Raw genomic sequence first — 15,209 nt, 5'->3', positions numbered from 1 at the left:
ATTGCTACATTAGGTTTTGTTAAATATAAAATATGATCTCAGAGTACTTAAATTAGCTTGAGCCTCTGGCAATTAACAGCGGCGGTAATAAGGTACTTTGCACTTCTTGTCCGCGTATAAGTTTTAACAGATTTTCCACCAACATTTGTCCTGCAACCGTTGTATTTTGCTCTATAGTCGTAAGTGGTGGGTTTACGTAGCTTGCTATGGCTATATTATCAAAGCCAACAACCGCAACGTCTTTAGGCACACTAATACCAGCTTCTTTGAGTGCCCGTATTGCACCAATAGCAATTAAATCACTGGCTGCAAATAATGCATTAAATTTAATATTATTTGCAATCAAAGAACGGGTAGCATGATAGCCAGACTCTTCAGTGGATATTGCGTTTGCCATTTTTCGCTCATTTAAGGTGACATTATTTTCAAGCAGCTCATCTTTGAATCCTTGAAAACGAGAAAAAAATTCTGGGCTATGATCCGATGCATCACCAATAAATGCGCAATCAGTACGACTATGGGCAATAAAATGGGCAGCAGCTTGCTTACCTCCACCGTAGTTATCGCAGCAAACGGTGAGATCTGGGCGGTTATCAACTTTTGCACCCCAGCATACAAATTTAGTATTTTGCTCTAGTAAGGTATTAAATTTTGGTTGAAAATCGATGTAATCGCCATAGCCAAGCAAGATAATTCCATCGGCTCTGTGGCTGTCTTCATAGTCAGCTTGCCAATCGGCGCTAGCAGATTGAAACGAGACTAAAAGATCGTAACCTTCTTTTGCACACGCGCGGGTAATACTGCCGAGCATAGCTAGAAAAAAGGGATTAATTTGCGAGTCATCTGAGGTTGGATCTTCAAACAAAAGCAGGGCGAGTGTGCTACTTTGCTGTGTGCGAAGGTTGCTGGCATTTTTATCTACTTTGTAATTAAGTTTTTTTGCTATGTCGTGAACACGTTTGCGGGTTTCTTCGTTAACAAGTGGACTATTACGTAAAGCACGAGATACAGTTGATTGAGATACCCCTGCATAATGGGCAATGTCAAATGATGTAGCTTTACCTTTCATTTGTTACAACTTAATTAAAGTGATAAATAATTGTGCCATTTTCGTTTATTAATTAATTTTTTCAAGCTTTTTGTGTTTAAACGCATTTATTTATTGATTTGGTAATGACACCGGTGTCATAATGTGGACGTTTTATCATTTTGTTGTCAAAACGTATTAGCTGCCTATGTTTTTTTATAGGCAGTATTTTTACTGTGATAGCTGCCTTGGGGTGATAGCCCAAAGTAAATAAATATCAATGGTTTACCATTTGTAGAATAATAAGCATGAATCGCTTAAACAAAAGAGATAACACCATGAGCTTACACTCTTCTACTCAATTTGACCCTATTCTAGTTGCTGATGTTGGCGGCACGAATGCGCGCTTTGCTCTTGTAACGTCTTTTGATGATTCAAAAAATCAATTTACGATAGAGCACAACAACACATTTCCCAGTGCTGATTTTGGTTCGCTCGAAAAAGCGTTAACGCTTTATTTATCGACAGTATCTCATATTAAACCTAAACGTGCATGTTTAGCGGTGGCAGGACCTATTAAAGCAGGGCAAGTGCATCTGACTAATTTAGGGTGGCACTTTAGCGTCAACGAATTTAAACAGCATTTTGAGTTTGAACAATTAGAAGTTATTAATGATTTTGCAGCGTTTGCCTATGCGTCGCCGTATTTAGATCCTCAGCAAAACGTAACCATTAAAACGGGCCAAGCTGATGAAAATGCAAACATTGGTGTTATGGGACCAGGCACTGGTTTTGGCGCTGCATGTTTGGTAAGAACCTCACATTCTACATCGGTGTTAAGTTCAGAGGGGGGGCACATATCCCTTGCCGCTGTTAACGAATTAGATGTATTGCTTATAAATGAGTTACGTAAAGAGCATCCTCACGTGTCAGTAGAAACCGTTTTTTCAGGTCCAGGCATAACGCATTTATACAAAGCGATGGCTGCGGTTAAGGGAGTTACTGCCAAAAATTTAGATGCTGCACAAATTAGTAGTTTAGCAAATAGTGGTGAGTGCACGGTATGTGATGCAACGTTAAACCAATTTTGTGATTGGATAGGCAGTGTTGCTGGCGATTTAGCATTAGCTTATGGTGCTTTAGGCGGTTTGTTCATTGGTGGTGGTATATTGCCGCGTATGCAATCTCGTTTACTTGAAAGCCGTTTTGTTGAACGATTCTCGCAAAAGGGTATTATGTCGCAATACGCAGGGCAAATTCCTGTCACACTGGTAACGCAAGATAATATTCCACTAATTGGTGCTGCTGCGTGTTTACACAATAGCAAATAGACTTTTAGCCTTGTTGGTTGTATTTGGATAATGGATAGATGAAAAAAGTAACCATAAATAGTGTAGCAAGTCATGCTGGTGTTTCTAAAAAAACCGTATCGCGCGTTTTAAATAACGAACCAAATGTGAGTGCGGCAACTCGTGAAAAGGTGCTTGCGGTATTTAAAGAACTCGATTATACACCCAATCCAATAGCACGAGGCCTTGCTCAAAATCGTAGTTTCATTATTGGTTGCCTTTACGATAATCCAAGTAAAAGCTATATAACGCGTGTACAAACCGGTGCTTTAGCCGCTTGTAGAGAAAATAATTACAACCTTTTGATACACCCTTGTGAATTAAGAGGGGGTGCTTTAATTAATAATATTGAACAGTTGTTACAAACATCGCGTTTAGACGGCATCGTGCTCACGCCCCCGTTTGGTGATTTTGCTGAGTTGGTCAATCTTTTAAAAGCCAAAAAAATACCGTATGCCAGAGTGGCATCTGCAGTATTACAAGATGACTCGATTTCTGTACGCAGTAACGACGAACAAGGCGCTTTTGAGATAACGGAGCATTTAATTAGTCTTGGCCATAAATCAATTGCATTTATTAAAGGTCATCCTGATCACAGTGCGACGCAACAACGTTTTAAAGGATACAGACGTTCGCTTGCAAACCATAAAATTGAATTTGATGAGCGACTAGTAGAAGAGGGTAACTTTAGTTATCACTCTGGTGTAAATAGTGCGCGTAGCATTTTAGATTTATCGCCAAGGCCAACGGCAGTTTTTGCCTCTAACGATTACATGGCAGCTGCGGTGCTTAAATTAGCTACTCAAAGAAATTTAACCGTACCGAATGACATTTCTATAGCAGGCTTTGACGATGCACCCATTGCTCGCCATATTTGGCCTGGCTTAACAACAATAGCGCAACCAGTTGAAGAAATGACGAAACTTGCTGTAAGCGAGTTAATTTCACATATTTCACAACCTCAAGAGCAACCATGTCAAGTTACTCTTGAATCTCGATTAATAGCACGTGAATCAACCGCTCAAGTAAAAATTTAATATAAAATATTTTCACAGTAGCCCGAATATGAGTGACGCTTATTCGGGCTTTTTTTGGTTAAAACTTGCTAAAGTTCTTCTTGTACACAAAAGTAAAAGCGTTCATTATTTAGTCATGTTAAAAAGTTAAGCTATTTTAAACAACTACAGTTGACACCGGTGTCATGTTCATGCGTTAATGCTCTGACACCGGTGTCAAGGTTGTTGTGAGAGGCTCCTTGGTAGCGTACCTTTGAACGGGTAAGTCAAAGATGCTCAGTGCAGTTATTTACGTGGAGTCTGTAATTGCTACTGAGCCTTTATCCTCTAACTAATAGAGATGAGTTAAATTATGTTACATCCTCGTATTCAAGAAGTTACCCAGCGCGTTATTGAACGCAGCAAAAATACCCGTCAAGATTATTTAGATCGTATTTTGCACGCAAAAAAACAAACAAGAGTTCGTGCTGGATTAGGTTGCGGTAATATAGCCCATGTTATGGCTGCTTGTAGCAGCGATGATAAAGCGCGCTTGAAAGCTGATGAACAGCCAAACCTTGCCATTATAAACTCATACAACGATATGCTGTCGGCTCATGTGCCGTATAAAGACTACCCAGATTTAATTAAAGACATTGCTACAAAGTACGATGCTACAGCACAAGTTGCCGGTGGTGTACCCGCAATGTGTGATGGTGTTACGCAAGGGCGTGACGGCATGGAGCTGTCACTTTTTTCTCGCGATGTAATTGCTATGTCTACGGCAATTTCGCTTTCGCACGATGTGTTTGATGGTGTTTTTTGTTTAGGCGTTTGCGACAAAATTGTCCCTGGTTTGTTAATTGGTGCATTGTCATTTGGTCATTTACCTGTGTTCTTTTTGCCAGCAGGGCCAATGCAATCAGGTATTCCTAATAAAGAAAAAGCCCGTATTCGCCAAAAATTTGCACAAGGCTTAGTAAGTCGCGAAGACTTATTAGAGGCCGAAAGCGCCTCTTACCATAGCGCAGGTACGTGTACGTTTTATGGCACAGCAAATTCAAACCAAATGTTAATGGAAATAATGGGTTTGCACCTTCCAGGTAGTTCATTCATTAATCCTTATACAGAGCTTCGTGATGGTCTTACAGGTAATGCTGTAGAAACCATGCTCAAGCAACTTACAGACGACAAAGAAAGCCCGTGTTTAGCTGATGTGATCAGCGAAAAAACAATTATAAACGGCTTAGTGGGTCTTTTATCAACAGGCGGCTCTACAAACCATGCAATTCATATTGTTGCTATTGCTAAAGCTGCGGGCATTCAGGTTACGTGGAAAGACATGTCTGATTTATCAGAAGTTGTTCCACTGCTTACGCGTATTTACCCGAATGGCTCAGCAGATGTAAATCATTTTCAAGCAGCCGGTGGTATGGGTTTCTTAATGCGAGAGCTAGCAAGCGCTGGTTACTTACACACAGACGTTAAAACAATGTTGGGTGATGGCCTTGCGCCTTACATGACAGAGCCTCGTTTAGATAAAGACGAAAGTTTGATTATGAGCAACTCAACCGGCCCAACTAAAATTAAATGGGTAGATTGCCCAGCAAACTCACATGACGAAGAAGTACTTCGCCCAGTGAGCAACCCATTTAGTAAGCAAGGTGGTTTGCAACTGCTTACTGGTAACTTAGGTAAAGCCGTTATTAAAGTGTCAGCGGTTGCTATCGAGCATCAAGTGGTTACTGCGCCTGCAAAAGTATTTAGCTCACAAAGTGCTCTGCAAGATGCATATACGCGTGGTGAATTAAATCAAGACTTTATTGCTGTGCTAAAAGAGCAAGGCCCTAAAGCGAAAGGCATGCCAGAGCTACATAAACTAACGCCAGTAATGGCAACGCTTCAAGATGAAGGTTTTAAAGTCGCCATTGTTACGGATGGCCGTATGTCAGGTGCGTCAGGTAAAGTACCTGCAGCAATTCACTTAGCGCCAGAGGCAGTAGAGGGCGGCATTATCGCTAAAATTCGTGAAGGCGATTTAGTGACGCTTGATGCGCCAAATGGAATACTAAAAGTACATGTTAGCGATGAAGAGCTCGCTAAACGTGAAGCAGAACTAAGTCTGCCAAGTGCAACATTTGGTACAGGTCGCGAATTATTTACTGGATTTAGAAATATCGTAAGCAGTGCCGATTTAGGCGCGAGTGCTTTTGGACTTGAATAAATATTAGCCATACTGGGTAATGAGGAACAAGTAATGAGTATTGAAAAAATCTTAGCATCGGCACCCGTTGTGCCAGTGGTTGTAATCGAAAAATTAGAAGATGCAGCACCACTTGCAAGAGCGTTATTTAACGGTGGCCTAAAAGCCTTGGAAATCACGCTGCGTACGCCTATTGCAGCAGAAGCTGTAAAGCTAATGAAAGCAGCAGTGCCAGAAGCTTATGTGGGTACAGGTACTGTGGTTGATAAAGCGAGCTTTGATGCATCAGTTGCCGCTGGTGCAGATTTTATGGTGAGCCCAGGTGTGAGTGATGAGCTGATTACTTTGGCTAAAACATCAGATATACCATTTTTACCAGGTGCTGCGACGGCAAGTGAAGTTATGCAGTTAGCAAGTCATGGTTTTAAATATTTAAAGTTCTTCCCTGCAGAGGCCGCAGGCGGAACGGCCATGCTTAAGTCAATCGGAGGTCCATTACCTCATATTACTTTTTGCCCTACGGGTGGTATAAGCTTAGCAACGGCACCTAACTATTTAACGCTTAACAACGTTATATGTGTAGGTGGTACATGGATGCTAGATAAACAACTTATAGAAAATAAAGACTGGCAAGCCATCGAAGCGCTTGCTCGCCAAGCAAGTGAACTTAAATAGGAGTCTAAAATGATTAATGTAGCAATTAACGGTTATGGTCGTATCGGTCGCAATGTATTACGTGCACTTTACGAGTCAGCTCAGAACAACGAAATTAAAATTGTCGCAATTAATGATTTAGCACCTGCTAATGTTAATGCACATTTAACGCAATATGATTCTGTACATGGCCAATTTTCTAAAAAAGTAACACTTGAAAACAACACCATGTTAATTGGTGATGACGTAATTACGTTAACGCAAGAGCGCGACCCTGCAAACTTACCATGGAAAGCGCTAAACGTAGATATCGTTTTAGAATGTACTGGCTTTTTTACTGCGCGTAATGATGCTGCAAAACATATTGAAGCAGGCGCTAAAAAAGTAATTGTTTCAGCTCCTGGTAAAGATATGGATGCAACTGTTGTTCATGGCGTTAACAGCGATGTACTAAATGCTGATAGCAACATTATTTCTAATGCGTCTTGTACTACTAACTGTTTAGCACCTCTAGCAAAAGCAATTAACGATACCGTAGGTATCGAACAAGGCAGCATGACGACAATCCATGCCTACACGAACGATCAAAACTTATCTGATGTGTACCATCCAGATCTATACCGTGCGCGCAGTGCAACTCAATCTATGATCCCAACGAAAACGGGTGCAGCTGCTGCGGTAGGTTTGGTATTACCAGAGCTTGCTGGTAAATTAGACGGTATGTCGGTACGTGTACCAACAATCAACGTATCGTTAGTTGATTTTACGTTTATCACTAAACGCGATACAACGGCAGAAGAAATCAATGCAATTATGAAAGAAGCATCGACAGGTTCGATGAAAGATATTTTACAATACAATGAGCTTCCGCTTGTATCTATAGACTTTAATCATAATCCAGCGTCGTCCATCTTTGATTCAACGCAAACTAAAGCAAACGGTAAACTAGTTAAAGTCATGGCTTGGTACGACAATGAATGGGGTTTCTCAAACCGCATGTTAGATCAAGTTAAAGCATTAGGTCAGTACTTATAATTGACCGTGTAAAAGTTTTTGCTTTATCCAACCAAGCCACGTATTGCGTGGCTTTTTTGTACTTGGATTATACGAATACTTGCTAGCAGAGAGGTAGGGGGTGATCTAATTGTATTTTTTATACTCCAAATTTTGTTAATATAGCGACGTGTAAACCAATGGAAATTTCGTTGTACTTAATCAACTCAACGACGCAAGGAATAACAACAATGATCAAAGCTTTATCACGAAAGATATTTCGCACTAATCATCTGCAAATAGGTGAAGGTAATATAAGCGGTTACGTAGCCTGCTTTTTAGCAGTATTGAGTTGCTTAGGCGTATTAGCGTTTCACTTTCCTGAATATTTAACCACGCCAGAGCTACGTAAGAGCTACAGCGTCGATTTTTTACGTCAGCTTATGTTTGCAGCATTATTGCTTTCGGGCAGTTTAGGGTTACTTAACTTTGTACGTAATACCAATAAGCGCTTAGGGGCTACGGCATGGTTTTTTATTTTACTCGCCATTATGTTTGGCGGACCAAACGTTGAAGTAAACGAATTTGCTTCTGATACACCTTATATAGGGCTCGATTGGTTTATTTTAGATTTACTCGGCTCAACACTCATATTTATTGTGATTGAAAAGTTATTTCCTCATCGTAAAGATCAAAAAATATTACGTAGTGAATGGCGAGGAGACTTAAATCACTTTTTTGTAAATCATTTAATTATTGGCTTTGTATTACTCGTTACTAATCACTTTGTGCATTATGGCTTTGGGTGGGCTGTATCGTCGACAATACAAGGTTATATAGAGCAAACACCCTTTGTGGTACAGCTGTTTTTAATTATACTCGTGGCCGATTTAATGCAATATTGGGTGCACCGTGCTTATCATGAAATCCCTTTATTATGGCGCTTTCATGGCGTACATCACAGCGCTAAAGAAATGGATTGGTTAGCGGGCTCTCGCCAACATATTCTTGAAATACTGGTTACGCGCAGCTTAGTGCTCACACCCATATTTGTACTGGGGTTTTCACAGCAAATAATTAGTTTGTACGTAATTATTGTGGGTTTACAGGCGGTATTTAACCATGCAAATGTACGTGTCAAATTTGGTTGGCTAAAATATGTTATGGTTACACCGCAGTTTCATCATTGGCATCATGCGTCAGACAAAGTCGCGATTGACCGAAATTACGCTGCGCATTTTTCGTTTTTAGATTATGTGTTTGGCACGGCTGTTAAAGGCCAAAAAGAGTGGCCACAAGCGTATGGTGTAGTCGGGGATTACATGCCAGTAGGTATGCTTAAACAACAGATTTACCCGTTTAAGCGCACTAAATAACTTCAGTTAATTGAAAAATCATAAACTAAAAAGGGAGCAACGTGTTACACGTTGCTCCCTTTTTTATAATTATTTGGCGTTTAGAATTGCGCGTTATGGTAAACGTTTTGTACGTCGTCGCAATCTTCTAACATGCCTAAAAAGCGTTCCATAATTTCAATGTCTTCACCTTCAATCGGCGTTTCAATTTGTGGCACAAAGCTAATTAGGTCTTCGTCAAATTCAGACACGCCCATTTCTTCAAGCGCTGTACGCGTATTGTTGTACTCTGTGTGAGGAGCAAAAACAGTGACTTTACCGTCATCTACTTCTACATCAGTTACATCAACATCAGCCATCATAAGTGCTTCAAGTACGGCTTCGTCGTCATCACCGTCAAATACAAAAATAGCAAGATGATCAAATAAATGTGAAACAGAGTTTTGAGCGCCAATTTTAGCATTTGCTTTGGTAAAACAAACACGTACATCAGCAAAGGTACGCTTGTTGTTGTCTGTCAAACAGTCAACAATAATCATACAGTTACCTGGGCCATAACCTTCGTAACGGGTTGCTGCGTAGTCTTCACCACCACCGCCTTTTGCTTTATCGATTGCGCGGTCAATAACGTGTGCTGGTACTTGGTCTTTTTTAGCACGTTCAATTAAACGACGTAATGATAAGTTACCATCAGGGTCTACACCGCCGTTTTTAGCACAAATATAAATTTCTTTGCCGTACTTAGAATAAACTTTAGTTTTAGCACCCGCAGTCTTAGCCATTGAATCTTTTTTGTTTTGGTAAGCTCTTCCCATCTGCGTTTCGCCTTAATATATGTAAATAATAGAATAAAATTATAGTGCGTATTCTAAAGGTAAATGCATTCAAGGGCTAGTAAGTAACCTGAACTCTGGATAATAAATCTATCTCGAGCAGCTATTTTCAGCGCTAACTACGTTGAATTTACTTGCAATAGGCCCGCTATTGACGCGTAAATTCGCTTTGTTTTCACTGAAAATCTCTGGCTAGAGAAAAATAAATTTAAATATCACTATGATTCAATACGTTAGTAAATCTCTTAACCAGAGTTCAGGTTAAGTATTATATACAAATAAAAAGAGCACCAACTAAGTCAGTGCTCTAAGGGAGAATAATATTAAATGGATTTAAAAGTTATACCTAGCGGTAAAGCGAACGCTTCTTGGAGCTTGGTAGGCTGTTGGTGCAAGGAAGTTTGGATTTACGTCTGTACTTCCTTGAGACTTATCTTTTGTTTGATTATATTCAGTCACTTTATCTACATTAAGTAAGTTAAATACATCCATTTTTAAAGTGAGTTTATTATCTGCCCAATCAGGAACATACGTTACACCCGCATCGAGCATATAGATCCAGTCTGTTGTTCCATAGTCACCACGGTTAGTTAGTTCACCACCGCAATAGAAACTAGAAGCACCGTAACGTTTAAAGTTAGGCTCATCATAAATAGTGTTACCATCACCTTTATTCATATCATCAGTTGGAATATAACCAGTACAGCTAAGAGGAGTACCTGACATCATATTCATATTTGCTGTTAAAGTAATTTCTTCAGTTACTTTATAAGCACCATAAGCTTTAAACTGGTGGCGGCGATCATTTGGTAAGTATCCATCAGAGCCATCTTGAAACTTTTTATGATCAAAATCTTGAGTTGCGCCAGCATCTTCTTGTCCAAGAGTTGAATTTACATAGCCTTCTATATTCCCATCACTTTTTGAATATACGTAAGAAATATTTGTGTACCAACCATCTGAAAATGCTCTCTCTAATGTAAATTCTAGGCCTTTATAACTTCTTTTGTACTTAGGAAGATCAAAGTATTTATTTGAAACTGTTTGCTCTGTTACTTTCCCATCCCCATTGATATCCATAAACACCTTCAGATCTTTACCAGGATTTACCAGTAAACAACCTGCTGTCGACTTCACATCAAAGCCACCTTTGGGCGTTGCCCAGCCATTTGCTTCGTTTGCAACTGGAATATCTTCTGCTTCAGCCCATTTGAAAAAACCATCATGAGAACACATGTCATCCATACCATTTTGAACTTTACGGTACATAAACTTCACACCAGCGGTCCAATTATCAGAAACTTGCTGTTGATAACCTAGAATAAATTCATCTTGATGCATAGGATCTAAATCAGCGACAGCGATTGTTCTAGGGTCGGGGACTTGTAAATCGTTATAGCCGGTACCAATTTCTGTACCTAGGTTTATTGGTTCTCCAGTGGCAGGATTAAAACCGTCAACATAATAAAAATGCTCTGATGAGGATTCTAAACGTGTTGCTCTAATATTTGTATTACCAGCGATAGGGATATAATAGCGACCTAGAGTACCGTAAAGTTTTTTAGATGAATCACCGTCTATATCCCAAGAGAAACCAGTTCTTGGTGCGATTAAGTCATCAGCTTCTACGAATACTTCACCATTAGCGGCATAGTTAGTGAAAGTTTCATTACGGATACCAAAATACAGAAGTAGCTCGTCGGTTACTTGCCAATTATCTTCAATATAAAAGGCCGTATTTTCTACTTTAAAGTTGCCAGATTTGCTATCGTTAGTACGTACACGAACTGCCTTAGTACCAAGTGGAAGGTCAACGCCATTTATACCTGTAGATGAATAACCCCCTTCACTAACATCAATGTAGCGATAGTAATTACTACCAGTATAAGAAGAGCCTATTGTAAATGAAGTATATTCTTCATTATTATAACCAGCCCTAATATTATGATCGCCTAAAGTATAATCTAAATCAATTTTATAACTTTTACGCTCGTCACGGTCTGAATCGGCATCAAGAGCACCTATTTCAGTTTGTGATGGATTAAAACAACCAATATTTTTACGTGCTGAAAATGAAACGCCAAAGGTATCATAGGCTAAAGCACATAGAGCCGCTTCTGGATCAGGATTACGTGGGTTTTTATTTTCTTCTTTATTTTCAAGTTCGCCATACATCAAACTCAATGATAGATTATCTGTTATGTGACCATTATAATTTATGATGAATATATCACCGCCATTTTCTTCAGTATAACTAGACGTTTCATTGCCATGCTGACCTGTGTAAAATTGATCAGCAGGGTTAGCATAATATGTTCTGTCTATTTTAGTTTCATTTTGTATGTAAGTACCTGAAAGGATGTGGTTATCAGTAATATACCAATCTAGGGTCACAATACCATTTGGGTTTGTAATAGAGCGGTTATTACTCGTATCACGCTTATAGTAATCTCGTTCGTCATCCTGAAACTCGACATTGGCGTATATAAAAAGCGCATCTTCGATTAATGGGCCGCCAGCCGAAAAGTTATAATTTAAACTATTTCTATAATTATCAGAGTTATATCCTGCATATACTATTTCATCACTAGGAGTACGATCAACGGTGTCTATTCCTGATTCTCTCAGGCTATCTGGAGTGTAATAAACAGCTCCACCAAATTGCCATTCGTTAGTTCCTTTTTTAGTAATTACATTTGTTATACCACCAAGCGAACGGCCAAACTCTGCTCCATAACCACCTGTTTTAACTTGTGTTTGTCCGATAGCATCGAAAGGTAACTCAGCAAAGCTTAGTAAAGTACGTAAACTTGTTACATCAAAGCCATTAATGTAAAAACCATTTTCACCAACAGATGAGCCACCAAAAGAGGGTAGGTTACCAAAATCATCATCGCCGGGGACTGTACCTGGTGTCAAAAGTGCGATGGCGGTTGAATCTCGGCCTATAGGTAATAACTCAATCTGCTCTTGACTAAAAACCATCGTTGATTCAACAGAGCTTGTATCTATAGCACGTATTTTTGAAGCGAAGACTTGAATAATCTCAGTGCTCTGATCAAAAAGAACTGAACTACCAGTGCCGAGTGTTACTAAAATTTCACGGGAAATTCCATTACTGCTTGTTACTGTATACCTACCTGTAGGCACATCTTTAAAGTTAAAACGGCCATCAGCGCCAACAATAACTTTACGACTTAGCCCTGTAGCTTGGTTTTTAAATGTGACAGTCGCACCAGTTTTTGCTTGACCATATATTGAACCTGATGTGTTTGAGGCGGCTAATACTGTAGGCGCTGTTATCGCCATTGCAGTCGATATAGCTAATGCAGATAAAGAACGCTTAAAGTTTTTATTAATTTTTTTTTTCATATTTTATCCCAAAATTGAAAAGTTATTATTAATAGAGTCTATGTTTCTATTTTGTGTATATTAATTTACATCTTGTTAACTATATTTGCAATATGTTATTTTTTTGTTATCAATTGGGTCTTTGATTATTTACTGTTGGTGTGTTCGCTGTTGTTCAGTTTTTTATAAAAAGCTATTAGGATTGATTGGATTATGAGCGGTAAGGAACTATTGATTTTGCAGCATACTGTTTGGTATTTAGGCAAGGCAGAGCCTATGGTGTGTGGTTATTCCCCATAAATAGGCAATAAAGCAGCATAAATGACAAACATGCGCTGTCCTTTGGGTTCTTTCTAGGGGCAATTTACTCTTTGTTGCTCGGTTTTTACTTAGCCCACTCGATTACAAACCTCGCGCCGCGATTAAATCGCCCCTAGATTGAACAAATTTTAATCCTGAAAGGTCAACAGACCCTAGGATCTTCGTATATTAAAAAACGAGTGCGGAAAATTTACCTCAAAGCAGTTACCTAATTTATATGCTGTATATTTTTAAGGTAACGGCTTCGCTTTTGATTTTTTGAGGCTTTTAAAAACGTAATTTTATTAATCTTCTTGTTGCTGTAATAACCACATTTGTGAGTATTGGCCTTTGTGTATTAATAGCTCTGCGTGAGTACCTTGTTCAACTAATTCGCCTTTGCTAAATACCAGTATGTTATCGGCATCGGTAATAGTAGATAACCTATGGGCTATAACGACACTTGTATGATTTTGTGCAACTTCACGCATTGCCGCGAGTATTGCTTGCTCAGAATGAGAGTCGAGTGCCGATGTTGCTTCATCAAAAATTAAAATAGGGGACTTTTTCAAAATAGCGCGTGCAATGGCAATACGCTGTTTTTCGCCGCCGGATACTTTTAAACCACGTTCGCCAACCAGTGTTTTATCGCCTTTATCAAGTGTCGCTATAAAGTCTTTTAAGTGCGCCATTGCAATGGCTTCGTCAATTTCAGCATCGCTTGCTGATGGCCTGCCGTAAGCAATATTTTCACGAATAGTAGTGTTAAACAGCACGGTGTCTTGCGGCACAATAGCAATGGCTTTTCGTAAACTATTAAGTGTTACTGAGTTTATTGCTTGATTATCGATACTAATTTCACCAGCGCTTACATCATAAAAACGATAAAGCAGTCGGGCCAATGAGCTTTTACCTGCACCACTGGCACCAACAATGGCTACTTTGCTGCCAGCTTTAACACTAAAACTAAGGTTATTAAGAATAGGCCGATGCGTATCGTAACTAAAACTTACATTATTAAATGTTATTTCACCATGGCTAATATTGAGCTCTTGAGCATTAAGTGCATCGGTTATTTGTGGTTTTTTATTAAGTAGTCCAAGCATATTTTCAAGGTCGGTTAGCGCGCGTCTTATTTCGCGGTACACAAAACCTAAAAAGTTAAGCGGTAAAAATAGCTGAATCATGTATGCGTTAATCATCACAAGTTCACCAATAGAGAGCGTACCTGCGACTACTTCGGTTGAGCCCAACCACATTAACGCGGTAATAGCACAAGCAATAATGAGTGCTTGGCCTGAGTTGAGAGCGAGCAACGACATTCTATTTTTTAAACGGGCTTTTTCCCAGTTTGCTAAAAAGGTGTCGTACGTTTTTGCTTCAAACTGCTCATTATTAAAATACTTTACAGTTTCATAATTAAGTAAGCTGTCTATAGCACGGGTATTACTTTGATTGTCGGCAGCATTTGCTTCTCTAATAAAGCGGTTTCTCCACTGGGTAACCACCACAGTAAAGGTAATGTAATAAGCGCAAACCAAACAGAAAACAACGTGCCAAAAATAATCGCAACGGTCAGTATTTCAAACAAAGTAGGCACAATGTTAAACATTAAAAAACGCATTAAAAAGCTTAAACCGCTAGTACCGCGCTCTATATCACGGCTAATACCGCCGGTTTGCCTGTCTAAATGAAAGGCTAGCTCAAGTGAATGCAAATGCTTAAATACCTTTAAACCAATATCGCGTATGGCGTGCTCGGTTACGCGCGAAAATACAGCATCTCTTATTTCACCTAAAAATACGCTAGCAAAACGTAGCGCACCGTACATCAACAATAATAAAGCAGGAATAACTAACAGTGGGTTAATTGACTTATCAACCGAGTCTATTATTTCTTTAAGCGCCCAAGGCATTAACAGCGTGGCACCTTTTGCGCCTATAAGCGCCATAAGTGCAATAAAAACACGGCCTTTAAATTTTGTAAGGTAGGGCCACAGTGTTTTTACACTTTGGCGTAAATTCATGGCGTCTGGTCGTTTTTCACTGCTTTGTCTGGGGCGCATTAAAAGTCTCAGTAAAATTATATAGTAAATAGCTAAGGGCTATTGTATTTCAAATACTAGCCCTTATATACTACGCATCCCTTA

At 39.4% G+C, this 15,209-nt stretch carries 9 protein-coding genes and 1 pseudogene; 6 read left to right on the top strand and 4 right to left on the bottom strand.

The annotated features are described in order from the left end of the window. Positions 1–52: 52 nt before the first annotated feature. Entirely contained in the window at positions 53–1,069 is a 1,017-nt protein-coding gene (locus PALI_RS07460; protein ID WP_138585966.1) for a LacI family DNA-binding transcriptional regulator, read from the bottom strand. A 296-nt stretch (positions 1,070–1,365) separates the two neighbouring features. Here PALI_RS07460 and glk point away from each other — a divergent pair, with 296 nt between their 5' ends. From glk to PALI_RS07430, 6 genes are all read left to right on the top strand, one after another. After that, positions 1,366–2,358 carry a glucokinase gene (gene glk / locus PALI_RS07455; protein ID WP_193155445.1) on the top strand — a complete coding sequence of 331 codons (993 nt, stop codon included), beginning with the start codon at positions 1,366–1,368 and terminating at the stop codon, positions 2,356–2,358. Positions 2,359–2,396: 38 nt separating this feature from the next. Then, on the top strand, positions 2,397–3,413 hold the full coding sequence (locus tag PALI_RS07450; protein ID WP_193155444.1) for a LacI family DNA-binding transcriptional regulator: 1,017 nt from the start codon (positions 2,397–2,399) through the stop codon (positions 3,411–3,413). 331 nt (positions 3,414–3,744) lie between these two features. Beyond that, entirely contained in the window at positions 3,745–5,595 is a 1,851-nt protein-coding gene (edd, locus tag PALI_RS07445) for a phosphogluconate dehydratase (protein ID WP_193155443.1), read from the top strand. A gap of 33 nt (positions 5,596–5,628) precedes the next feature. Beyond that, entirely contained in the window at positions 5,629–6,249 is a 621-nt protein-coding gene (gene eda, locus PALI_RS07440; protein ID WP_193155442.1) for a bifunctional 4-hydroxy-2-oxoglutarate aldolase/2-dehydro-3-deoxy-phosphogluconate aldolase, read from the top strand. A 9-nt stretch (positions 6,250–6,258) separates the two neighbouring features. Continuing rightward, complete coding sequence (gene gap, locus PALI_RS07435; RefSeq protein ID WP_138585963.1) at positions 6,259–7,263, top strand: type I glyceraldehyde-3-phosphate dehydrogenase; 1,005 nt, start codon at positions 6,259–6,261, stop codon at positions 7,261–7,263. 209 nt (positions 7,264–7,472) lie between these two features. Beyond that, positions 7,473–8,597, top strand: coding sequence for a sterol desaturase family protein (locus PALI_RS07430; RefSeq protein WP_193155441.1), 1,125 nt, complete (start codon positions 7,473–7,475; stop codon positions 8,595–8,597). A gap of 80 nt (positions 8,598–8,677) precedes the next feature. Here PALI_RS07430 and PALI_RS07425 read toward each other — a convergent pair whose 3' ends face one another. The 3 genes and pseudogenes from PALI_RS07425 to PALI_RS07415 all read right to left on the bottom strand — a co-directional run bounded on the left by PALI_RS07425 (position 8,678) and on the right by PALI_RS07415 (position 15,125). Next, positions 8,678–9,391, bottom strand: a complete 714-nt coding sequence (locus PALI_RS07425) for a YebC/PmpR family DNA-binding transcriptional regulator (protein ID WP_193155440.1) — start codon at positions 9,389–9,391, stop codon at positions 8,678–8,680. 351 nt (positions 9,392–9,742) lie between these two features. Continuing rightward, positions 9,743–12,781: a TonB-dependent receptor gene (locus tag PALI_RS07420; RefSeq protein ID WP_193155439.1), complete on the bottom strand. Its 3,039-nt coding sequence runs from the start codon at positions 12,779–12,781 to the stop codon at positions 9,743–9,745. Positions 12,782–13,365: 584 nt separating this feature from the next. Beyond that, positions 13,366–15,125 (bottom strand): annotated as a pseudogene (locus PALI_RS07415) (ABCB family ABC transporter ATP-binding protein/permease). Positions 15,126–15,209: the final 84 nt, after the last annotated feature.

Origin of the sequence: Pseudoalteromonas aliena SW19, from assembly GCF_014905615.1 — a bacterium.
Lineage (GTDB): Bacteria > Pseudomonadota > Gammaproteobacteria > Enterobacterales > Alteromonadaceae > Pseudoalteromonas > Pseudoalteromonas aliena.
This window is presented reverse-complemented; position numbering and strand designations above follow the sequence as displayed.